This is a genomic window from Jeotgalibacillus proteolyticus (assembly GCF_050107735.1).
Classification (GTDB): Bacteria; Bacillota; Bacilli; order Bacillales; family Jeotgalibacillaceae; genus Jeotgalibacillus; species Jeotgalibacillus proteolyticus_A.
In genome coordinates this window covers 15,017-36,913 of record NZ_JBNILO010000013.1, presented here as the reverse complement: position 1 = coordinate 36,913, position 21,897 = coordinate 15,017, and the positions used below count along the sequence as shown (strand labels likewise).

Below are 21,897 nucleotides of genomic sequence, written 5' to 3'. Positions count from 1 at the left end.
TGATACATATTTTTCTTTACTTTTATGGAAAGCGGGACTTAGGAGATTTCATTATTGTTACAGCTAACAAAATGTTAGTTTGTGGAAATGAATTTAAAGCATTCGAACCAAGATCATTAAAGATTTTAAAAATGATAATGCTTTGCTGGAAGAGCTTTTTTCATCAAGGGTAACAAGGATTGTATAATATAAAAATTCAAGGGGATAAGATAGATGGATGAGTAGAAAAAAAGAATAACAAGAGTTGAGTAATTCAATGCTTTAAATGAGCTTTTCTATCGAGATTGAATTCTTGGTTCGACTCAAGTACTTTCTATTGTGAAAGTTGTGTTAATCGGTTTATAAAACAATACTTTGGCATATATTTAGTTGGTATATTAACAAAGGAAAATATAAAATTTTGAGGGAGATCAACATTATGATAAAAAAAATTAACCAAGTTAAATCCTATTTAAAAACATTAACAAATAATCAACAAGTTATTGAGGATTTAGATTATTTTACTTTTTTAGCAACATTAATTCCTGTTCCTGGATACCAGCAAGCTGCACAAATTGTTAATAAGTTAGCTGCAAACCACAATTTAAATTTATTAATTACTGAACTAAGAGACAGTATCTACCAATCTAATACTCGTATTTCTACAATACAAAATGATTTAGAAAAAATTCAATTAATGGCTGCTACCGTTTCAGCTGTATCAGCATTAGATGAAAAAATCAATTTAATAATTGAACAAGCACATCAAGAATTACCTTCTGAATTTATTGTTGAGACAGAAAATTGGAGTACACAAACTATAATTGATCAGATTATTAATGCAAACTTTACATCAGTTTCAGCAAATGATAACAGTCATAATCGCTTACAAAACGTTCAAATTAACTCACAGCGGACTCATTTACGTGCTACTAATCAGTCATCAAATTTTTTACAAGGGACTCATTTCAAAGGTTCTACAGGTGCTGTCGGTATGAATGGAATAACTCAACAAGGAAACATCCAAGTTACAGGGAACTCTGTGGGTTTTGGTGAAGGTGGAACTTTGATTTTTGATCACCCGAATAATGTAAATGGAAAATGTCCTGTTTGTGGTTACGTCATTGTTGCGGATAGACTTGAACTACAACGAAGTTCCCATATCCAATGCCCGCAATGTAAAAATACATTTATCATTTCCCTAAATTAACAGACCATATCAGAATTAGATAAGACATTACACTTAATTAAGAGATATCTCGATAATTGAAAACAACCATAACTAAGGGAATTGTTTTATAATAAGGATGTTTTATTAAGAGACAGACCTATAGAATATTGATATCCCACCAACATATCATTGGGTTGTCAATTACACTCTACACATTAGTGAAGCTGCGTCGGAGAATTTGTAATTGCATAAATTCGAAAGTCTTGTCAACTTTTGATGAATAGGGCTTTTTAACATCAATAATCTCACTGAGGTAAATGATATTTCGCTTCCTTGCGTTTCAAAGAAATTCCTTTTTAATAAGTTTCTCCATTGTAGGAACCTTATTGTTTACAATCATTTAAAGCGCCCTTAAAGAAAGGTTTTCTTCACTGGAAGTGTTGATAAACCCACCAACATCCAGTGTGTTGCCACATACACTCCAGTCACGTGGAGTGCGTAGCTCAAATAACGCTAAAAGAATAGTCTTGGACTTAAATGAAAAATCAAATGAAATGAACGAAGTAAACTGCTTGCATAGGCCGAAGCTCCAGTCTTGCGTAAGATTATTCAGGCTGGGGTTTTGCTGCGTTTTTTTAACGCAGCGTCTTTTAAAAACACAGTTACTGACCCGAAAACTCTTTCATAAACGCCATAGCGTTCTCCTTGTTAACCGAATCTTTTCGAATGGCTGCGATTTTTCGCGTTTGGCTGCTTACTGGAACACCATCAAATAGTGATTCATTCGTAAGTTCTATCCCGTAAAGCTGCTCCTTATTATCTTCACCCGCATGTGCATAGTGAAGAAGATGTGGTGTTTCAAACCCTGACTCAAGTTCATTTAGGGGGAGAAACATACCGCTCGGGGCGTGAAGTTTAAAATACTCATGATCCATAATATACAAATCCGGTTTTTCTAAAGCTAAAATAGCTGCGCTTTTTTGCTGGATTCCAATGTCACTTCCATCAGTCAGTTTATGAGGTGAATAATTTAACGTTGTGGTAATGCGCTCCCACTCTGGAAATGCAGTTAAGATATTTTCAACGATCCTGTTTTCATCCTTTTCACTGGCTGCAAGGTCTGGTTTAAAATAAGACCCATAAAACATAATAGAGACATTCTCTTTGGGAAGTGAATTGAGCTCTGCCTGTTCCTGACGCTGATCCAATATGGTTTGAAAAGCAGCCACGCTCACAATGATCATAATTAATATGCCAAATGTATGGAGCTTATAGTATGTGAAGAAGTGCTCGACTTTAGCGCGAAATGTTTTTGAATCATCTGGTGTTAAAGTACCGTGTTCTCTATGTTTTTTTATGGTTTCATAAGCAAGATTTATACTTTCTAAATCAATTTGATCGTTGGCATCAGGATTATTTCGACTGGCTTTTTCTTTTTTGAGCCACATAAAGTATTGTCTTTCTATTTCTTCATCCGTCGAATCCTCTGAGCTGTCAAATATTTTGTAGGCTTCATTAATTTCCATACCTTCCATCTCATCTCCGTTCCGCCATCTGCAAATAGAATGGAATAAGGTTGCTTTTTAAAATCTACTTCAAGTATAACTAATATACTAGTATAATTGAAAGTAAATATTGATGATTGATTGGGAAAGGAGAATACGAGTATTGAGACGAAAAGAATAAATGGTTCAACACGGGATTATGTATATAAAATTATAAAAGAGCAAATCATTAATTGGGAATTAAAACCAGGGGCAAAAATTTCAGAGAACGAAATAGCAAAGCAGCTAGAGATCAGCCGTACTCCTGTGAGGGAAGCGTTCTTAAAACTTGCAGAAGAAGAACTGCTTAGTATTGTTCCTCAAAGCGGGACGATTGTTTCGCATATAGATTTAAATCTGGTGGAAGAAGGCCGCTTTGTCCGTCAAAAAATTGAAAAAGCCATTGTAGAAGAATTTTGTTTAACATATGACGTGGATAAATTATTTCAAATGGAAAGCAATATTGCTTTACAGGAGCTTTGTTTGGAGAAACGGTCACTTCACCGGTTGTTTGAGTTGGACGAGGAGTTTCATCGAATCATGTTTGAAGGCTGTAAGAAGATGAGAACATGGAAAATGATTCGGCAAATGAACAGTCATTTTGACAGGCTGCGTGTCCTGCGGCTGGCATCAAATCCTGATTGGAATGGAGTTGTCAGCCAGCATAAAACAATATTTACCTATATTAGCAATAAAGATGTACAACTAGCGGTTGAGGAAATGAGCGCCCATTTAGATCTTGTCACTTATGAAAAAGAAGAGCTAAAAGTCCGGCATCCTGAATATTTTAAGTGACTAATACTTACTATACTGAAGACAGTACTTTTCAACAGTATGAGGTGAGCTGAGCGGAAGGAGAGGCTCTAGCACGAGATGACAGTTGCTAGACCCTGCAAAGGTTCAGCGCTGCCCGTGTGAAAGCGCCACCTAAAGCGAAGCGAACCGGTCAAAGAGCTTGAGACACTTTTGTCCCAAGCTCTTTTTCTGTTGGAAATCTATCACTTTACAGCTTAAAAAAGGGGCGATTTTTATTTAACATAATATTCTAAAAGCTGTTGACTTTTCTCTTTTTCAAGGGTAACATACTAACATACCAGTTTGAAAATTCAGTTTAATCCAAGAGGAAGAAAGTCGATTTAACACACTATTTGATGTAAAAATGTCTAAGTGAGACAGCGGCTTGGATCTCTAAAAGGGTCCTATTATTATCACTTATATGTAAGCGCTTACTGATAGTTACTGAAAGGAGGAAATAATTGGACAAGATGATCCATCATGACCGTTGAAACTAAAGGGCAATCAGTGTGATCAGCAATCTTTTTCCTTTGATATACATACAAGTTAGATAGATTATCAATTTGGACGATGAAAGGGGACTCCGAATGCAAGAGTTAGCAAAAAATACAACACATACAAAAAGTAAAACTCAGCTCTCCACGATGGATGCAAGATGGAAGGGAACGATGAAAACCATTAAAAAAGACTGGCAGCTATACTCACTGCTGCTTTTACCAGTAATTTACCTAGTGATATTTAAATATGGACCTATGTTTGGCAATATCATTGCCTTCAGACGGTTTATTCCCGGAGGCAGCATTGTCGGAGAAGAATGGGTAGGTCTGTATTATTTTAAAATGTTTTTAGCAGACCCAACCTTTTATCATGTGCTGCAAAATACTCTTATTCTCGCTTTTCTTTTGTTAATCATTACATTTCCAGCACCTATTATTTTTGCTTTGTTATTAAACGAGGTTAAGAGAAAGGGATTTAAACGGTTCGTTCAAACGACGTCGTACCTGCCGCATTTCTTTTCAATCGTTGTCGTAGCGGGGATGGTTTTAGAATTAGTGGCTGTGAACGGGACGATTAACAACATTGTCGAATTTTTCACAGGAGAAAGGTACAGCTTTATACAGATGCCTGAATGGTTTAGAACGATCTTTATTTCCTCTGACTTATGGCAGGGCTTGGGCTGGGGAGCAATTCTTTACCTTGCAGCACTGACTGGAATTAATAATGAATTATATGAAGCAGCATGGATTGATGGTGCAAACCGATGGCAGCAAACCATCCATGTAACAATTCCCGGCATTCTTCCTACCATCGTTGTTCTATTAATATTAAATATCGGAAATTTCCTGCAAGTAGGATTCGAGAAAATTTTATTGCTGTATAATCCGTTGAACTATGAAACAGCAGATGTTATTGCGACGTATGTTTACAGGATCGGGATCGAATCAGCAAGCTTCAGCTACGGTACAGCGATAGGATTGTTTGAAGCGATAATCGGACTGACCTTAGTCTTTGGCGCTAATTTTATCTCAAGAAAAATTACAGACAACAGTTTGTGGTAAGGGGGCTGCACAATGAAGGAATCCGCACAGTATAAAGTATTTAAAGTATTTAATGTGATTATTTTGCTTCTTATCGTATATGTCACGCTCTACCCTTTTGTGAACATCGTTGCTCAGTCCTTTAGCTCAGAGGCAAATATCAATGCTGGAAATGTGACGCTGCTTCCTCAAGGATTCAATATCGAAACGTATGAGGTCGTGATGTCAGACAGTATGTTCTGGGTCAACTATAAAAATACGGTTCTCTATACCGTTGTAGGTACGATTATTTCCTTAGTGCTTTCCACGATGATCGCTTATCCTCTGTCAAAAAAACGCCTCAAAGGAAGACGTTTTTGGACGATGTTTGCAGTCTTTACCATGTTCTTTAGCGGAGGGTTAATTCCGAACTACGTACTTATTCAAAAGCTTGGATTTGGCAATACCATTTGGGCGATTGTTATTCCTACAGCGATCAGTGTATTTAATATGCTGATTATGAAAACATTTTTTGAAAATATACCAGAAGAGCTTGAAGAAGCCGCAATTGTGGATGGATCAAGTACATATAACACATTAATTAAAATTGTGCTGCCTCTATCAAAACCAATCCTCGCCACGATGATGCTATTTTATGCTGTAACACATTGGAACTCTTGGTTCCCGGCTTTTCTGTATTTCAGTGATAAAGAATTATTCCCGGTCTCCATTTATCTTAGAAACCTGATTAAAGGGGCGGAGGGGACGTTGTCGTCAGGCGCAACGAGTGCAGATAATCTGACCCAGATTTCATCCAATATAAAATCAGTCACCATGGTGTTGACCGTTCTGCCTATTTTATGTGTCTATCCTTACATCCAAAAGTACTTTGTCTCGGGCGTTATGCTTGGATCTGTTAAAGGATAGTGTTCCGAATTTGGACGTGTTGAAGCAGCTTTTCAGAAAAGAATGAATGAGTTATGAGAAATGTGAGTGCTGCATGTTAGTTGGAAGGGGTGGTTTTACTACTTTTAGGCTTTAGTTAAACTTTTAAAAATCAGGGGGAATGAAAAGTGGGAGAAAGCTTGAAAAGGTTTCTAATGTTCAATTCTGTTCTGTTGGTTAGTATGGGGTTAGCTGCGTGCAGTGATTCAGAAGAAGCAGGGGCGGATGGAGAAGATACATCGTCAATGGCAGATTACAGTGTCGGCGATCAGTTTAAAGCTGAAGAGCCAGTTGAATTTTCAATGCTATTCAGTGATCATCCAAACTATCCATTTAAAGAAGATTGGCTTTTAATGGAAGAAATCGAAAAAAGAACGAATGTATCATTAGACATGACCATTGTTCCAATGAGTGATTATGCAGAGAAAAGAAGCTTGCTGATCAGCAGCGGGGACGCTCCATACATTATTCCTAAAACCTATCCTGGAGAAGAGTCTGCCTTTGTATCATCAGGTGCTATTCTGCCAATCAGTGATTACGTTGATATGATGCCGCACTTCCAAGCGGCAGTGGAAGAATATGATATCACGCCATATTTAGAAGGTCTGAGACAGGAAGATGGCAAGTATTACGTTTTGCCAGGTATGCATGAAAACGTATGGCCGGATTATACATTAGCTATGCGCTACGATATTTTAGAAGAATTGAACCTTGAAGTTCCAGAAACTTGGGAGGAACTGGAGGTTGTGCTGGAGGAAATGAAAAAGGCATATCCGGATTCAACTCCATTCTCTGACCGCTTTATGTTTGACAGTACCCTTAATATTGCTGCAACAACGTTTGGTACTCGAGCAGGCTGGGGACTTGGCAATGGGTTAAAATATGATGGCGATGCAGATAATTTTTATTTTGCACCAGCATCAGATGAACACAAAGAGCTGGTCACGTATTTTAACGGGCTCGTGGAAAAAGGACTGCTTGATAAAGAAAGCTTCACGCAAGAAGATGAACAAGCACAGCAGAAGCTCATTAACGGAGATTCGTTTGTCATTAATACAAACTCTCAAACCGTCGTTGACTATCGTACAGATATGAACGAAACATTGGGAGAAGAGAATTTTGAAATTAAAAAGATCCCTTTACCGGGTGGTCCGATCGGTCACGTTATGGGCGGATCCAAGCTTGAAAATGGTGTCATGATTTCATCTAAAGCAAAAGAAGATCCGAATTTTAAAGCGATGATTCAATTCCTTGACTGGTTGTTCTACAGTCCTGAGGCAAAAGAATTTACTAAATGGGGTGTAGAAGATGTAACGTACACCAAGGACGAAAGCGGCAAAAGAACATTAGCTGAAGATGTAAATTATGTAGGATTGAATCCAGACGGATCGAAGGCATTAAACACGGATTTTGGATTCTCAGGAGGAAACTTCTCGTATGGCGGCTCAACAGAATTGCTTCACTCGATGATGAATGAAGAAGAAATTGAGTTCCAAAACATTATGCACGAAACAAAAGAAACGATTATGCCCGACCCTCCAATTAAATACAATGCAATGGAGCTTGAGCAATCAACCCTGATGAGCACTCCGCTGATTGACCATGTTAAACAAAACACGCTTCAATTCATTCTGGGATCACGTGACTTATCCGAGTGGGATGATTATGTAGCTGAATTAGAATCAAAGGGTCTGCAGAAATTCGTTGATCAAGCAAATGAAGTGTATGCGAATCAAAATTAATTTTTAAGAAAAATGGAGGGATGCCTGCCGTACGTGATCTACACTATGGCAGGTGCATCTCCTTTTTTTGTAAACGCATATATTCTTCTTTAATGATAAAATCAACCTATCATTTTTAAAATGATTAATTGAATGCAAGGGATGGGATGATCGTGGAAAATGGAAAGGAATTTGGACAGGGTCTCTTTTCAGTCGTAACAAATCATGTGTATTGGTTAGCGCTTTTAAATGTCTATTTTATTTTGAGTAATCTTGTTTTTTTGTTCTTTTTTATCACACTTATTCCGAGCTTTTCAAATATTATTTTATACTTTCTTGCTTTAATCCCGACAGGACCAGCGATCACTGCTCTGTTTTTCACCCTGGGTAAACTGGTACATGAAAAGGAAATTGAACCAACAAAGGACTATTTTAAGAGCTACAAAGATAATTTTAGGGATACATTAAAGGTGTGGCTGCCTATTCTTCTTGTCGTTTTTATTCTGATAGTTGATTTACAGTATTTCTACGCACAGCCCTCCACCTTTAATCAAATTCTTGCAGGGATTTTTCTGGTTGCCTTACTTTTGATCGGGACCTTCTCAATCTATGTTTTCTCCATTACTGCCCAATTTACGTTTCGGGTAAGGGATGTATACAGATTATCAATCTATTACAGCTTTAAGAAGATAAAAGCGACAACCGGGAATATCGGGCTGGTGATCCTAACGGTTTTTTTGATGAATATCGTATCCGATTTTATTCTTTTATTCTTAGCCTCTCTTGTCTGTTATTTTATGGTGATGAACAGCAAAACCGTTATGGAAGACATAAAGGAAAACTTTGTTAAAGAGGAAAGAGCTGGGGATGTGAAAATTAGAATCGCTAAATAGGTTCGGAGGTAAAGCTTATAAAAGGGAGATGTGGGTCAACATGAATTCAAAACCACTTTATTCGTACAAACGACTTTGTAGATAATTGCAGTCGATTCCTGAATGGATTTGCAGAGTAAGCTAAAAAAAGAAAAGATTGACAAGTACAAGCATCAGCCATTATGATCAAAGTAATTAAATAGCATTCCTAAAGGGGAGTAGCTTTTACAGCACAGTCGTCATTACAGAGGTTCTTACTCTCGGCTATGCTGGCAATAAACATTGTTAGCAAGACCTTTACTGTTATGGTAAAGGTTTAGTTTATAGAAAACCTTTGCCGTTTGCGGTGAAGGTTTTTTCTTTTTCAAAATAGGTTATACACAATAACCAGTAAATTTTGAATTCAGAGAAATACTTTAACTCTAACGCTTCGTTTTTTTAGTCACAGACTTTTTTAGGAGGAGATTGATTTGACTTATTTATTGCTGCTGATTGGCTTTGTGCTTTTAATTAAAGGGGCGGATTACTTTGTTAAAGGTGCTTCAAGCATTGCGACTGCTTTGCGGGTTTCCCCTCTGCTGGTGGGATTAACAATTGTCGCATTCGGAACGAGTTCACCTGAAGCAACGGTTAGTATGGTTGCTGCATTTGAAGGGAATGCAGGTGTAGCCATTGGGAATGTGATCGGAAGTAATATCTTTAATATTACGTTTGTTGTCGGTCTGACGGCGTTTTTATTTCCATTAAAAGTGGAAAATGAAACAATCAGAAAGGAAATACCGTTCACCTTATTAGCGGGTGTGGCTTTGCTGATTTTAATAAGTGATGCATTTTTGCAATCAGTGAGCGGAAATTTTATTACTAGAAGCGACGGGTTAATTTTATTAGTGTTTTTTGCAGTGTTTTTGTACTACATATTTGAAGTGGCAAGAAGGGATCGCAAAAAAACTGCAGGGGGCCCTGTAAATGCAGAAGCGCCTTCATGGGGAAAGAATATCTTGTTTACGATCGCAGGTCTTGCTGCCATCATATTTGGTGGAGATTTAGTCGTAAATGGAGCGACTGAAATTGCTATTTCACTTGGTATGAGTGAAACGCTGGTTGGGTTGACCATCATCGCAATTGGCACTTCACTACCCGAGCTAATTACTTCGGTGACAGCTGCGATTAAAAAGGAAAGTGAAATTGCACTTGGAAATATTGTAGGAAGCAATATTTTTAATATCTTCTTTGTACTTGGAGCAGCTTCCGTCATTTCCCCGCTCGCAGTTGATAGTAAAATATTTGTGGACGTCTTTGTCATGCTTATCCTCACGATTGTACTGCTTGTTTTCTCAAGAACCAATTTTAAAATTGGGAAAGTAGAGGGAAGTATTCTTGCTGTTTTCTATATTCTGTATATGATCTATATTATTATCAGAAATTAACGCTTCGGATTTAGATCGATAACAGGTAAAAGTAGATAATAAAAAAGTTAAACATATTATAATTAGTATTAGTTATGAATTACAACTAACGTTTTTAATGAGCTTGATAGTCCAATCACCGGCGTAACTGCAACACATATATTGCTTGCAAGATCTTTGCCAAATTGGTAAAGGGCATATCTGCGAATTCAGAGTTTGGGACAAAACTAAAAAAAGTATAGAAAGAGACAATAATTATTACTAGTAAGAGGTGAGCGGAGCGGAAGGTGGCGACTCCAGCAGGAAAGGCTCAGCGCCGTCCCTGCGGAAAGCGTCCACCTGAAGTGCAGCGAACCGGTCAAAGAGGCTGAGACACGGAACCGTCCTCTTTCATTCTGAACAGGAGGAGAAAACAGTCTAAACTATATTTTATAAGTAAACACTACTACACTAAAAAAAGGAGAGCACAGGAACACATGGACGCAGATAGGTGAAGGAAACTCTTCATTTCATTAACGTTTTTAATGGTAGTCAATCTATACATTTTCACAATTGCTACGCTGGACATAAAACAGCCGCCAAGGAACATTCCAATCATTGGCCAACCCACCCAGATTGCAAACAATGTTGATTCAATTCTATTTAAATAATCCGCTTTAATAGTCAACTAACTTGGTGAGAAAGCATCAGGCTAGACAGCCTGAGAAGGCAGTGTTCTTTTTTAAAGGGCGCTGCCTTTTTGAGTGCAAGCTGATTGGTACTGACGATCTCCTTCGAGGCTGGTCAAATAATCTCAAAGCAAATCATAAGTGTTTAGGAAAAAACATACTATAAAGTAACGTTTGGAGTTGCTTCAGAAAAAGTTTTACAAAAATAACATAGAATATCGTTTTTGCCAGTTGCTATAATTAAAATGGAAAAAAACATGACAAATGCAGCTGTATCACTTCTCCTTTTTTAGAGGGAGAAAAGATGAACTGGGGTCATTCTTCACGATGAAAATAAGAGCGTATTTTTTACAATCCTGAAGGCAGGTGTGCGTGCGTTTATGACATTTCAAATGTGGAGTCCATTTCACTGCTTATTTATCATCAGTCCATTTGTACTTGTTATCGGGTTTTACTTTCTTTTTAAAAGGTTTGATGAGAAAACGCTGCGGGTGATTGGTATGTACTTGTCTCTAATTGGCATTGCCCTTCTAATAGGACGCAACATCGAAATCTATTTTAAGTTAAATCAAATCAATCCTGAAATGATTCCTCTGCAGATTTGTCACTTGGCTAATTTCTTTTTATTTTTTGCATTTTTATTGAAAAGCAAGGTTTTATTTTCGACTGCTTTTTGTTTTAATCTTCCCGCCGCTTTTTTAAGCATCGTGTTTGCTGACAGTCTGACAAACTATGCTACCATTCTCAACTGGCAGGGAATGGCGTATATATGGGGGCATGCACTTATTGTAGCAGTTGTGTTATGGGCCTATATGAATGGCATGATCCACATAGATTTTAAAATATTGCGGAGAACTATGTGGATGGTAACGAGTATGTTCTTTCTTTCAATAGTGGTAAATAACTTGTTTATGAAATGGATGCCCGGTTTCGTATCAAATTATTTTTATACAATCATTCCGCAAAGTGGAACACCATTAGAGCTTCTCTATAATATAGGTAAAAAAACAACGATTCTAGGTATGCAACTAAACCCCATCTACATTTTGCTTCTTCTTTTTGTCGGTCTTTCCGTCGTTTTTGTGTTTTACGGTCTTTATTTAATTCTGAATAAAGTAAGGAAATTGGAGCGCAGTCACTACCGTCTGAAAGCCTCGTAAAAGTCAATAAAGTTATATGATTAGCCCCCGAGTGTCCATTCACCGCTTATCCTTCCTCTTACCTTTACACCCCAAGAGAAATAGTTGCCATCTTTTTAACCCTTATAAGCCATTTCCCTCCATTAACGTATTAATATTCATCGTATAAAAATTCTTAATATAATGGAAAAAACTGCATTTATAAAATCCAGTAAGTTCGATAAATTTTTTCGTTTTGTTCGTCTATAATGGCGATCTTTTTTTAATATAGGGTATTCTTTTTCGAGGTCTTTCATCAGGCTCTCACTCCGATTTGTAAATTTATGTTTATTATATTATGTTTAATACTAAAATACCAATTTATTACTCATTGGTAATTCAAATATAAAACAGAATGGTGGTTTTCCTTTATGAGAAACCGGGCAGCAGTAATACTAGTTCAGAATTCCAAAACAGCGCTCATTAAACGAGTTCGGGATGGAGAGGTGTACTACGTTTTTCCTGGCGGTGGAATTGAAGAGGGCGAAACACCTCAAATCGCTGCCAAAAGAGAAGCGCTTGAAGAATTAGGTGTAACGGTTGAGGTTAAAAAGTGTATAGCAGAAATTGAATGGAATGGAACTCAAAGCTATTATTCAGCAGAGATTACTGGAGGAACTTTTGGTAAAGGAGAGGGAAAGGAATTTACCGGCACACAACGTGATCGGGGGACCTATCTGCCAATCTGGATTCCAACTGAGGATCTAACAACCTTGGATATACGCCCGGAAGAAGCTGTATTACAAATCCTGTCTCATTATTTGTCGGATGCAGCAAAATAGAGGGCAGCACATGTAACGGTTTGAAATAACAGTTTAAAAAATCCTCGGGTTGTGAAAGAATATAAAGAGTAAAATGGCGTAATGCACACATAAATACTAGAGAAAAGAAGGTTTTAATTTGGATAACAATGATATACTGATTCGTCTTCGATATGCGCTCGATATAAAAAATACGGATATGGTGAAAATTTTTGAGCTCGGCGGTGTAAATCTCACAAAAGAAGAAGTGGGGAAAGTATTAACAAAAGCACCGGCAGAAGACGAGCCCATTGAAAATGAAAACAGGATTGAGTGTACAAATGACATGCTGGAGTCATTTTTAAATGGCTTTATCACATTTAATAGAGGCCCGCAAAAAGATCAATCCGGACAGCCGGTTCAACCGGACCGTTCCATTAAAAATCATGCAAGTGTCAACAATGTGCTGCTGAAAAAGCTGAAGATCGCATTATCTCTTACAAGTGAAGACATGATAGAAGTGCTCGACGAAGCTGGAGTTCGAATCACAAAAGGGGAATTAAGTGCGATATTAAGAAAAGAAGGTCAGCGGAACTATAAAGAATGCGGCGACCGCTACGCCAGGAATTTCTTAAAGGGTCTGTCGCTTCGTTATAGAGATTAGGCATTAAAGAAGGGCAGTATCCAAATCAGAAACGCTTAGTTCTGCAAAAAAGAGCTTAGCGAAGCGAACCGTCAAAGGGCCTGAGACACGTTTGTCTCAGGCCCTATCTAATTTATTCTCTAAAGTGTCTTACCAATGCCTCTTATCTATTACTGAATAGCTGTGTGTCTTTTATGCATTGAATGAAGCAGCTCATCTGAATCGGCTGTTTTTTTGACGTTCGTGATGACAAACCCGCTTTTCGGGAAGGTCGGCATCCGTTCCATGCTGTAGGATAAATCCTGTTCAGGAACGTCATAGCTGAGATTCCGGGCAAAATAGGTAAAAAAGGCACGCATGACATAGACCGTAAGCCATTCTCCTGCACAACGGTGGCCGATATGGTGGTCTCCGCCTCCTTGGGGAATAAAGGCAAAGGGACTGCCCTGCCAGTTTTTGAACCGTTCGGGAAGAAAGCTATCTGCCTGTTCCCAGCTGTGGGGATGACGGTTTGTGCCGAATATATCCAAGATAACTAATGTGTCCTTTTTAAATGTAAAATCATGCCAGGTAAAATCCTTCTTTACCTTCGCCGCCATCGCGGGTACAAAAGGATAATAGCGCCGGACTTCCTGGGAAAACATATGACTGTAACGATCCTTGTCGGCAGCAATCTTCGCTCTTGTTTCTCGATGTTCATGCATGGCTACGACTCCAAATACTAGAAAATAAGCTGTTGCAATTAATGGACGAAAAGCATTGCTTAGTTCAACAGCTGCCGTATGCAGGTCAAACTGTTTTCCTTTGTCATCGCGGTGATGTGCGATAATGTAAACGGCTGTATTTTCAGGAGGAGCATATTTGCCCTTTCGAACGGATTTGATAATTTTCTGAAGCCATTCTTCATGACTTTCCCTTGCTTTTTTTCCGTCACGGTAGCGGGAAAGTGAGCCTCCGAAAGAATCGACCATTGCCACGATTTCTTCTGTACGCTGCTGTACTTCTGCTTCACCAAGCGGCACGCCTGCCCATTCACAGCCCGCTCTTGTTAGAATTTCCTGCATTTGATCAAAAACAATGACCTCATCCTGTGATTGCCACTGAGTTGATTTTGCATCGAGATGCTGAAGGGCGAGGTCCTTTAAATCTTCCACTCGTTCAGGTGTAAACATCGATAAAAACATCCGCTTCCTGTTTTTATGAGGTTCGCCGTCAAGACCATGCAGACTTCCCTCACCAAATAGCGACAGCTTTAGTGGTTTTGGCATGGCGCCTTTGCGCTTGAATAAATCATTATCATAAAAAATCTCTGCGGCCTCTTCACCGGCAATACAGATGGCTTTTTGACCTAATATACGGGTTTTGGATATGTCAGATTCTACTTCCTTGCGTTGGTTCGGCAGAAAATGAAATCCTTCCTTAATTAACGAAAGAGAGTTATCAATGCCTTTCGCTCGCGGGATCGGTGTTTTAACCTTCATTCCTTCAGCTCCTTCATAGGTCTGCTTCATTGCAGCTTGTCTTCATTTACTACCCCTGCCAATTAACCTTAAACGTGTATGAAAAAGGAGAAAATCACAAATTTGGCAGGATAAAACTTTCTGCAGATGACTGCCCTAAGATTGGAGGGATTGTTCCAGCTCCTCGAGCCGGTCGTATGAATTTAGCAGGTCATGTGGGACCAGTGTTCGTCCATAATGCCAGGCATTTTTCTCAATAATGTTCATGAGCTGTTCCTTTTCATCATCTTCACCATATAGGAGAGTTCTGACGTCGTGTTTGTTTTTTTTGAAGTCCAGATAATATCCGATCTCATGATATAGGAGCAGTTTTATCAGATTTTCATCTGATTCTCTTAGCTTGTAGTTTACTTTTGCTTTATAGCCGTTCACTTTTAAGTAGTTAAATTTGATCGTGCGTGTGGAAACGTTATAGCTCATCGGAGCAGATAACTGATTATCAAATTCGCACATGATGTCCAGATTATGTTTTTGCAAGGTTGTATTAATGATCTCCTGTATGTTCCATATATATAGCATGTTCTTCTCACTGCCTTTCATAAGAGAGGTTGGTGCTATAAGAATAGCATCGAAGAAAGGGATGTGGAAAGACATAACCATTATCAGGATGAATGACTGACTGCTGATGAATGTTTAGCTGCGATGGGGGCGGGAAGAAAGAGAGTACTAGTTATTTGGGAGGAATTTAAAATGAGTAAAACCATCTTTATTACAGGAGCAGGAACAGGATTGGCAAGAGGTGCAGCACTCGGGCTTGCAAAAAATGGCCATCGGGTCATTGCGACAACAGAATTGACTGCTCAAAAAACGGATCTGATGCGTGAAGCGGAGCAGCAGGGTTTAACTATAGAAGTTTTCAAGCTTGATATTACCAATCAGCGTGATCTTGCACAAATTGAACATTATGATTTTGATATTTTTGTAGCAAATGCAGCCATTAATGAAGGTGGGCCGCTAGGAGAAGTGCCAATGGATCGATTGCGTGCCCTTTTCGAAGTGAACGTTTTTGCCACATTGGAAACGGCTCAGCTCGCAGCCCGTAAATTTGTTAATAAAGGAAATGGAAAGATTATCTTTATGAGTTCAATGGCAGGAATTATGGCAACGCCGTATGTTGGACCGTACACAGCGACGAAGCATGCTGTTGAAGGCATTGCCCAAACCATGAAAGCAGAACTGGAAGAGTTCGGCGTTCAGGTGGCAACCATTAACCCTGGTCCATATGCTACCGGCTTTAATGACCGCAGTGCAGAGGAGAAATGGAAATGGTTTGATAAAGAAAGAAATTATACAAGTGTAGAAAACATGGAAGAGCAGGAAGAAGGACTAAAAGATCAATTTGATCCGGAGGAAATGATTCAAAAAATGATAGAAATTATTCCGGCGGATCACCATAAGTTCCGTACAGCTTACCCTGAGCAAACGAAAGAACAAATGAAGAAAACAGAAAAAGAACGCTGGGAAATGGAAGTTTAATAGAATTAGTACGAATAGCTGCATGATCGTTTTCGATCACGCAGGTATTTTTTGGTTGAATGAACACTATGACCCATTACGTTTTTCTAGTTAAATGATACTGTAAAGAAGAACTGTAAAGATAAATGTATCAGGAATCATAAATAAAACTTTAAAACCTCCTTAAATATTTTAATTTTTGCAAATATATAAAAAATGATACTATAGTATAAGAGGGGAGGGAATCTCTTGAAACCAATTAATTCTCTGAGAAGTTTGGCTGACATTATTATTGCCCTGGATGCAACAACGATTATTGATATATCGGATATTCATGGGTCTATTATCTATGCAAATGAGAAGTTCTGTGAGACTTCAAAATTTACCCAGGATGAAATTCTCGCAAAAAATCATAGAATTTTAAATGCCAACTATCACCCGAAGGAATATTTCGCCTCCTTATGGAGAACCATTCAAACCGGCGAAATTTGGAAGGGCGAAATAAAAAACAAAGCGAAAGATGGCACCTATTACTGGACGGACACTACGATTGTTCCTTTCTTAGATGAAGAAGGAAAGCCATATCAATACGTGACTATCCGTGCAGATATTACGAAGCGAAAACAAACTGAAGATACGCTGAAAAGTACATTAATGAAACTGGATACATCGAATAAAGAACTATCCGATATTAAACATGCGTTAGATGAGTCGTCCATTGTTGCCATGACAGACAATAAAGGGATCATTACCTATGTGAATGATACGTTTTGCGCAATTTCAAAATATGAGCGCGAAGAATTAATCGGGCAGGATCACCGTATCTTAAACTCTTCCTACCATGCTCAAGGTTTCTTCAAAAATCTTTGGAGAACGATCGGCGAGGGGAAGATCTGGAGAGGCGAGATTAAGAACAAAGCAAAGGATGGCAGCTATTACTGGGTGTATACGACCATTGTTCCTTTCTTAAATGAGAAGGGAAAGCCTTACAAATATGTGGCCATACGCAATGATATTACTGAGCAGAAAAAAGCGGAGGACTTATTACTCAGAAGCGAAAAACTCTCAGCAATCGGTGAGCTTGCAGCAGGAGTTGCTCATGAAATACGAAATCCCCTGACCACATTAAAAGGCTTTACAGCATTTTTGATCGAAGCAGAAACCGATTACAAAAAGCAACTATACTTAAAGCTGCTTCTTGAGGAAGTAGAGAGAATCAATTTTATTGTAGGAGAATTCATGGTACTTGCAAAACCCCAGGCAATCGAGCTGAAAATGAAGCCGCTTATCCCCATTATAGAAAGAGTACGCACCTTTTTGGTATCTGAAATGAACTTACATAATGTGTCCATCCTGCTTGATGTGCGCAATGAAGACATAGAAGTGGAATGTGAAGAAAATCAAATGAAGCAAGTATTTTTAAATATTTTAAAGAATGCGATTGAAGCGATGCCAAATGGAGGCAATATTCACATAACGGTTGAAGTAAAAAATGACATCGTTGAAATTACTGTAAAAGATGAAGGGACGGGAATTCCAAAGGAAATTATTGAAAAGATAGGGGACCCTTTTTTTTCTACAAAGGAAACTGGAAATGGGCTTGGCATGATGGTATGTTTTACGATCATAAAAAATCATCACGGCTCCATCGTGATTGACAGCAAGGAAGATGAAGGGACGATCATTCGTATATCACTGCCCTATCCTGACTAGGCTGTTGCAGGTAAGCAAAGGAGGAAACGTTGTGCCTGGAAAAAAGGATGTGTTAACTAGAATAATTGAAGACAGCAGAAGCCAGGTTGAGTTTTCTGGCGTTGTTTATATGAAGCAGGGGGATGAAATTATTGCTCAAGCACCCTATGATTACGCAAACCGATCAGATCAACGTTTAAATACCGTTCATACGCGTTTTGGTATCGCGTCTGGCTGTAAACTGTTTACAGCTATAGGCATCTGCCAGCTGGTTGAAGAAGGATATTTTTCTTTTGAAACTCCAATTAAAGAATGCCTGAATATTCCTTTTCCTGCTTTTGATGAAAAGATCACGATTCATCACCTGCTCACTCATACATCCGGAATACCAGATTACTTTGATGAAGCAGTGATGAAGGATTATGAGCACCTGTGGCAAGATCTTCCTGTCTATCGAATGAAAACAATAAAAGATTTTTTACCCCTTTTTCAAAACAAAAAGATGATGTTTCCTCCAGGTGATCGATTTCATTATAATAATGCCGGTTATCTTGTATTAGGATTAATCATCGAACAGTATTCAGGTCTTCGTTTCACTGAATATATTGAATTAAAGGTATTCAGGATGAATGTTTCCGGCTATTTTTCAATGGATCAGCTGCCCGCAAACACAGCTTTAGGGTACATAGACCATGAAAACGGTACGTGGAGAACAAATAGTTACTCCATTCCTGTGAAAGGGGGACCGGATGGGGGAGCTTATACAACTGGACCTGATATGATAAAGCTTTGGGAAGCATTGCTCAAGTTCGAGCTGCTGAGTGAAGAGCAGACTCAAACACTTCTGCATACGCACGTCCATGTGAAAGAACAAGTGAATTATGGATATGGGGTCTGGATAATTAAAAATGAGGATGCTATCTTCAAGTATCAAGTGATGGGCTACGACCCGGGTGTCAGTTTTTGTTCATCCGGTTACCCTGAATATAATCTTAAGCTGGTGATTCCTTCGAATAAAGAGCGCGGTCCCATGGATGTTATGAATGCGATAGATAACGATTTTATAAAAAAGCGCTGGTAAAACCTCATTTCGCTCTTCGCAGTGTGTAACTCATCCTCTTCCAAACGATGCCGTTTCTGTGTTATCCTAATGAAAGGACTTCGATTTCGCAATTGATTTCGAAAAGGATTATATTCATGCAATAATTCAATGTAATCATATAGAATAACAATTTAACTAGGGTGAGAAGATGAGTAAACCAAAGAAAAAGAGCGGAACGGGCAGCGGGACTGGAAAGAAAGGCTGGAATCGCTGGCAGGCTGGGGCAAAAAGAGCGAAAAGCTTTAAACCTTACAAAAGTAAAGGCACTAAAAGCCAGCAAAACCAGACTGAAGAATAGTTATATCAATACATGCCGGGATAGGAATTCCATCATATAAATATAAAAGCATAGCCGCTTAATTAAAACGGCTGTGCTTTTTCATATTTTAATAAGAGGCTCTTATACTCTATAACCCACAATCTCCATAGCTTTATGTCTTTCCAACTTTCGATGTAGATACCTGTTCATGAACGTGAATAATGTCATCGTAAGAAAAGTCCACCTCTGTTAAAAGTCGGATTTTAATATCTAATCAGTCAAAATGAGGTCAATAGCTGTTAATTCCTCAGATGAAAATTCAAGATTTTCAAGTGTTTTAATGTTTTCTTCAATTTGGCTCACTTTGCTTGCTCCAATTAAAGCAGATGTTACCCTTCCTTCTCTAAGAACCCAGGCAAGCGCCATTTGAGCCAGACTTTGTCCGCGGTTTTCAGCCAGTGTATTGAGTTCCTGCACTTTGCTGATCACCTCATCGGTTACTTCATTTTCCCCAAGTGCGCCTGTTGACTTGGCAGCACGCGACTCTGAAGGAACCCCATTTAAATACTTGTTTGTTAAAAGTCCCTGCTGTAGTGGACAGAAGGCAATCGAGCCGACCACATTTTCCTGAAGCACATCCTGTACACCGCTCTCAATGGAACGATTCAGCATAGAGTATTTTGGCTGATGGATGAGAAGAGGTGTTCCAAGATCATTTAGTATGGAAATGGCCTGCTTGGTCTGATCCGCGTCATAGCTTGAAATTCCAACGTATAATGCTTTCCCCTGCCGGACAATCTGATCAAGCGCGCCCATTGTTTCTTCCATTGTGGTATGTGGATCAGGGCGATGGGAATAGAAAATATCAACATAATCAAGACCCATTCTTTTTAAGCTCTGATCAAGACTTGAAATTAAATATTTTTTTGATCCCCATTCTCCGTACGGCCCGTCCCACATATGATAGCCTGCTTTAGATGAAATAATCAGTTCATCGCGATATGTTGAGAAATCCGTTTTTAATAAGGAGCCGAACATTTCCTCAGCCGATCCGGGAGGGGGACCATAGTTGTTGGCCAAATCAAAATGAGTGATCCCTAAATCAAACGCTCTCCTCAGCATGGCCCGGCCATTTTCAAAAGAATCGACTCCCCCGAAATTGTGCCATAATCCAAGCGAAATGGCTGGGAGAAGCAATCCGGAATGACCGCATCGATTGTATTTCATTTCACTGTACCGCTCTTTAGAGGCTGTGTATGCCATAGATAAAACTCCTTTTCATAGAGATTAGGAATGAGTAATCAGAAAACAATTGAAACCGTATTCATTCCTTATTTTCCTAGTTTAATAAATAGATTTGCAGATGGGAAGCAGTTTGACTTTATAAAAAACTTAAAATAGTACGTATAGTCTTAGGCAAACAGGCAGGAGGGACTGAACATGGATATGATGAACACAAAAAAGGACAATGATTCCCTAGAGCAACAGAAAAAGAATGAGGAAGGCAAGCATATCGATCCTTAGCGCGACACGGATACTTAAAAAGACAAAAAAGAATTGGATATAACTAAAAAAGTTTTAAACTGAGCAGTATCTATTATTAGTATGAGGTGAGCGGAGCGAAAGGTGGCGACTCCAGCAGGATATGACGGCAAGCTGAGACCTCGCAAGGCGAAGCCTGGGGAGAGCTCAGCGCCGTCCCTGCGGAAAGCGTCCACCTGAAGCGAAGTGAACCGGTCAAAGAGTCTGAGACTTATTTGTCCCAGGCCCTTTTTGTGTGAACAAAAAAGAGTAAAATAGACTTTAGTGCTGAAAGAATGTTAGGTCGAATCACTAGATTAGAAGAGAACTGGGGTTAGCGTATTGAAACTAATTTCGTGGAATGTAAATGGAATCAGAGCCTGTGTAAAAAAAGGTTTTATGGATTATTTTCACCAGGTGGATGCAGATATTTTTTGTCTGCAGGAAACAAAGGTTCAACAGGGCCAAATTGATCTGCCGCTTGAGGGATACTGGCAATACTGGAACTATGCAGAAAAAAAAGGATACTCCGGAACAGCGGTATTTACGAAAGAAAAACCTTTATCGGTACAATACGGACTTGGAGAAGAACGGGAAGAGGAGGGGCGGATTCTTACATTGGAATTTGAGGAGTTTCATTTACTTAATGTTTATACACCAAATTCCAAAAGAGATCTAACAAGACTTCCTTACCGCTTGGAATGGGAAGAGCGTATGAGGCAATACATTTTAGAGCTGGAACAGGTGAAGCCCGTTATTTTGTGTGGCGATCTTAATGTGGCACATCAGGAAATCGATTTGAAAAATGCAAAGCCAAATCGGGGGAACTCCGGATTTACAATAGAAGAAAGAGGGAAAATGACGAAGCTTCTTAATGAAGGCTTTATTGATTCTTTTCGATACTTTTATCCCGAGCTTGAAGGGGCGTACAGCTGGTGGTCCTATATGAGCAAAGTGAGAGAACGGAATATTGGATGGAGAATTGACTATTTTATCGTTTCTCAAAAGCTTGAACCTAAACTGATGGATGCAGCTATTCACCCTTACGTTCTTGGAAGTGATCACTGTCCGGTGCAATTGGAGTTGCAGAATACATAAGCCTGTAAACCATTTCTATCTTGTTTATCCAATTTAAAAAGAAGGAAAAGAAAGGATAATATGGAGGTGGT

19 protein-coding genes are annotated in these 21,897 nt (G+C 38.9%); 15 read left to right on the top strand and 4 right to left on the bottom strand.

Annotation, left to right across the window (positions count from 1 at the left end; all coding sequences use genetic code 11):
- The first annotated feature begins 418 nt into the window (after positions 1–418).
- A complete protein-coding gene (locus ACQCT8_RS16685; RefSeq protein WP_426872990.1) occupies positions 419–1,189 on the top strand; it encodes a hypothetical protein in 771 nt (256 codons plus the stop codon).
- A gap of 623 nt (positions 1,190–1,812) precedes the next feature.
- Here ACQCT8_RS16685 and ACQCT8_RS16680 read toward each other — a convergent pair.
- Positions 1,813–2,676 (bottom strand): hypothetical protein, encoded by an 864-nt coding sequence (locus ACQCT8_RS16680; RefSeq protein WP_426872988.1) that lies wholly within the window; start codon positions 2,674–2,676, stop codon positions 1,813–1,815.
- A 120-nt stretch (positions 2,677–2,796) separates the two neighbouring features.
- Between ACQCT8_RS16680 and ACQCT8_RS16675 the strand changes: the two genes are divergently transcribed.
- The 9 genes from ACQCT8_RS16675 (at position 2,797) to ACQCT8_RS16635 (ending at position 13,200) form a co-directional block, all read left to right on the top strand.
- Entirely contained in the window at positions 2,797–3,489 is a 693-nt protein-coding gene (locus ACQCT8_RS16675; protein WP_426872986.1) for a GntR family transcriptional regulator, read from the top strand.
- A 644-nt stretch (positions 3,490–4,133) separates the two neighbouring features.
- Complete coding sequence (locus ACQCT8_RS16670; RefSeq protein WP_278242339.1) at positions 4,134–5,048, top strand: ABC transporter permease; 915 nt, start codon at positions 4,134–4,136, stop codon at positions 5,046–5,048.
- A gap of 12 nt (positions 5,049–5,060) precedes the next feature.
- A complete protein-coding gene (locus tag ACQCT8_RS16665; RefSeq protein WP_426872984.1) occupies positions 5,061–5,933 on the top strand; it encodes a carbohydrate ABC transporter permease in 873 nt (290 codons plus the stop codon).
- Between the two features lie 146 nt (positions 5,934–6,079).
- A complete protein-coding gene (locus tag ACQCT8_RS16660; RefSeq protein ID WP_426872982.1) occupies positions 6,080–7,693 on the top strand; it encodes an extracellular solute-binding protein in 1,614 nt (537 codons plus the stop codon).
- A gap of 152 nt (positions 7,694–7,845) precedes the next feature.
- Positions 7,846–8,565 carry a YesL family protein gene (locus ACQCT8_RS16655; RefSeq protein WP_426872980.1) on the top strand — a complete coding sequence of 240 codons (720 nt, stop codon included), beginning with the start codon at positions 7,846–7,848 and terminating at the stop codon, positions 8,563–8,565.
- A gap of 449 nt (positions 8,566–9,014) precedes the next feature.
- Positions 9,015–9,971, top strand: coding sequence for a calcium/sodium antiporter (locus ACQCT8_RS16650; RefSeq protein WP_426872978.1), 957 nt, complete (start codon positions 9,015–9,017; stop codon positions 9,969–9,971).
- 1,027 nt (positions 9,972–10,998) lie between these two features.
- Entirely contained in the window at positions 10,999–11,778 is a 780-nt protein-coding gene (locus ACQCT8_RS16645; RefSeq protein ID WP_426872976.1) for a hypothetical protein, read from the top strand.
- 389 nt (positions 11,779–12,167) lie between these two features.
- On the top strand, positions 12,168–12,578 hold the full coding sequence (locus tag ACQCT8_RS16640) for an NUDIX hydrolase (protein ID WP_426872974.1): 411 nt from the start codon (positions 12,168–12,170) through the stop codon (positions 12,576–12,578).
- 118 nt (positions 12,579–12,696) lie between these two features.
- A complete protein-coding gene (locus ACQCT8_RS16635; RefSeq protein ID WP_426872972.1) occupies positions 12,697–13,200 on the top strand; it encodes a DUF1456 family protein in 504 nt (167 codons plus the stop codon).
- A 149-nt stretch (positions 13,201–13,349) separates the two neighbouring features.
- Here the strand turns inward: ACQCT8_RS16635 and ACQCT8_RS16630 are convergent, their stop codons facing one another.
- Together ACQCT8_RS16630 and ACQCT8_RS16625 are read right to left on the bottom strand one after the other, a co-directional pair.
- The gene (locus ACQCT8_RS16630) at positions 13,350–14,660 is read right to left on the bottom strand and encodes a cytochrome P450 (RefSeq protein ID WP_426872970.1); all 1,311 of its coding nucleotides are present in this window, start codon (positions 14,658–14,660) and stop codon (positions 13,350–13,352) included.
- 135 nt (positions 14,661–14,795) lie between these two features.
- On the bottom strand, positions 14,796–15,218 hold the full coding sequence (locus ACQCT8_RS16625) for a hypothetical protein (protein WP_426872968.1): 423 nt from the start codon (positions 15,216–15,218) through the stop codon (positions 14,796–14,798).
- A gap of 171 nt (positions 15,219–15,389) precedes the next feature.
- Between ACQCT8_RS16625 and ACQCT8_RS16620 the strand changes: the two genes are divergently transcribed.
- The 4 genes from ACQCT8_RS16620 to ACQCT8_RS16605 all read left to right on the top strand — a co-directional run bounded on the left by ACQCT8_RS16620 (position 15,390) and on the right by ACQCT8_RS16605 (position 19,246).
- Positions 15,390–16,175: an SDR family oxidoreductase gene (locus ACQCT8_RS16620; RefSeq protein ID WP_426872965.1), complete on the top strand. Its 786-nt coding sequence runs from the start codon at positions 15,390–15,392 to the stop codon at positions 16,173–16,175.
- Positions 16,176–16,403: 228 nt separating this feature from the next.
- The gene (locus ACQCT8_RS16615; RefSeq protein WP_426872963.1) at positions 16,404–17,867 is read left to right on the top strand and encodes a PAS domain-containing protein; all 1,464 of its coding nucleotides are present in this window, start codon (positions 16,404–16,406) and stop codon (positions 17,865–17,867) included.
- 31 nt (positions 17,868–17,898) lie between these two features.
- Entirely contained in the window at positions 17,899–18,927 is a 1,029-nt protein-coding gene (locus ACQCT8_RS16610; protein ID WP_426872961.1) for a serine hydrolase domain-containing protein, read from the top strand.
- Positions 18,928–19,096: 169 nt separating this feature from the next.
- Complete coding sequence (locus ACQCT8_RS16605; RefSeq protein ID WP_426872959.1) at positions 19,097–19,246, top strand: DUF3934 family protein; 150 nt, start codon at positions 19,097–19,099, stop codon at positions 19,244–19,246.
- Positions 19,247–19,477: 231 nt separating this feature from the next.
- On the opposite strand, the gene mgrA is transcribed toward ACQCT8_RS16605, so the two are convergent.
- Positions 19,478–20,470, bottom strand: coding sequence for an L-glyceraldehyde 3-phosphate reductase (gene mgrA, locus ACQCT8_RS16600; protein WP_426872957.1), 993 nt, complete (start codon positions 20,468–20,470; stop codon positions 19,478–19,480).
- A gap of 600 nt (positions 20,471–21,070) precedes the next feature.
- Here mgrA and xth point away from each other — a divergent pair.
- Positions 21,071–21,826: an exodeoxyribonuclease III gene (xth, locus tag ACQCT8_RS16595; RefSeq protein ID WP_426872955.1), complete on the top strand. Its 756-nt coding sequence runs from the start codon at positions 21,071–21,073 to the stop codon at positions 21,824–21,826.
- The last annotated feature ends 71 nt before the right edge of the window (positions 21,827–21,897 follow it).

What these genes read in the sequence shown, in the direction of transcription:
- ACQCT8_RS16640 (WP_426872974.1), top strand. Translation starts at nt 12,168, where the DNA reads ATGAGAAACCGGGCAGCAGTAATACTAGTTCAGAATTCCAAAACAGCG.
- ACQCT8_RS16620 (WP_426872965.1), top strand. Translation starts at nt 15,390, where the DNA reads ATGAGTAAAACCATCTTTATTACAGGAGCAGGAACAGGATTGGCAAGA.
- ACQCT8_RS16665 (WP_426872984.1), top strand. Translation starts at nt 5,061, where the DNA reads ATGAAGGAATCCGCACAGTATAAAGTATTTAAAGTATTTAATGTGATT.
- ACQCT8_RS16605 (WP_426872959.1), top strand. Translation starts at nt 19,097, where the DNA reads ATGAGTAAACCAAAGAAAAAGAGCGGAACGGGCAGCGGGACTGGAAAG.
- ACQCT8_RS16645 (WP_426872976.1), top strand. Translation starts at nt 10,999, where the DNA reads ATGACATTTCAAATGTGGAGTCCATTTCACTGCTTATTTATCATCAGT.
- ACQCT8_RS16630 (WP_426872970.1), bottom strand. Translation starts at nt 14,660, where the DNA reads ATGAAGGTTAAAACACCGATCCCGCGAGCGAAAGGCATTGATAACTCT.
- mgrA (WP_426872957.1), bottom strand. Translation starts at nt 20,470, where the DNA reads ATGGCATACACAGCCTCTAAAGAGCGGTACAGTGAAATGAAATACAAT.
- ACQCT8_RS16685 (WP_426872990.1), top strand. Translation starts at nt 419, where the DNA reads ATGATAAAAAAAATTAACCAAGTTAAATCCTATTTAAAAACATTAACA.
- ACQCT8_RS16680 (WP_426872988.1), bottom strand. Translation starts at nt 2,676, where the DNA reads ATGGAAATTAATGAAGCCTACAAAATATTTGACAGCTCAGAGGATTCG.
- ACQCT8_RS16670 (WP_278242339.1), top strand. Translation starts at nt 4,134, where the DNA reads ATGGATGCAAGATGGAAGGGAACGATGAAAACCATTAAAAAAGACTGG.
- ACQCT8_RS16625 (WP_426872968.1), bottom strand. Translation starts at nt 15,218, where the DNA reads ATGCTATATATATGGAACATACAGGAGATCATTAATACAACCTTGCAA.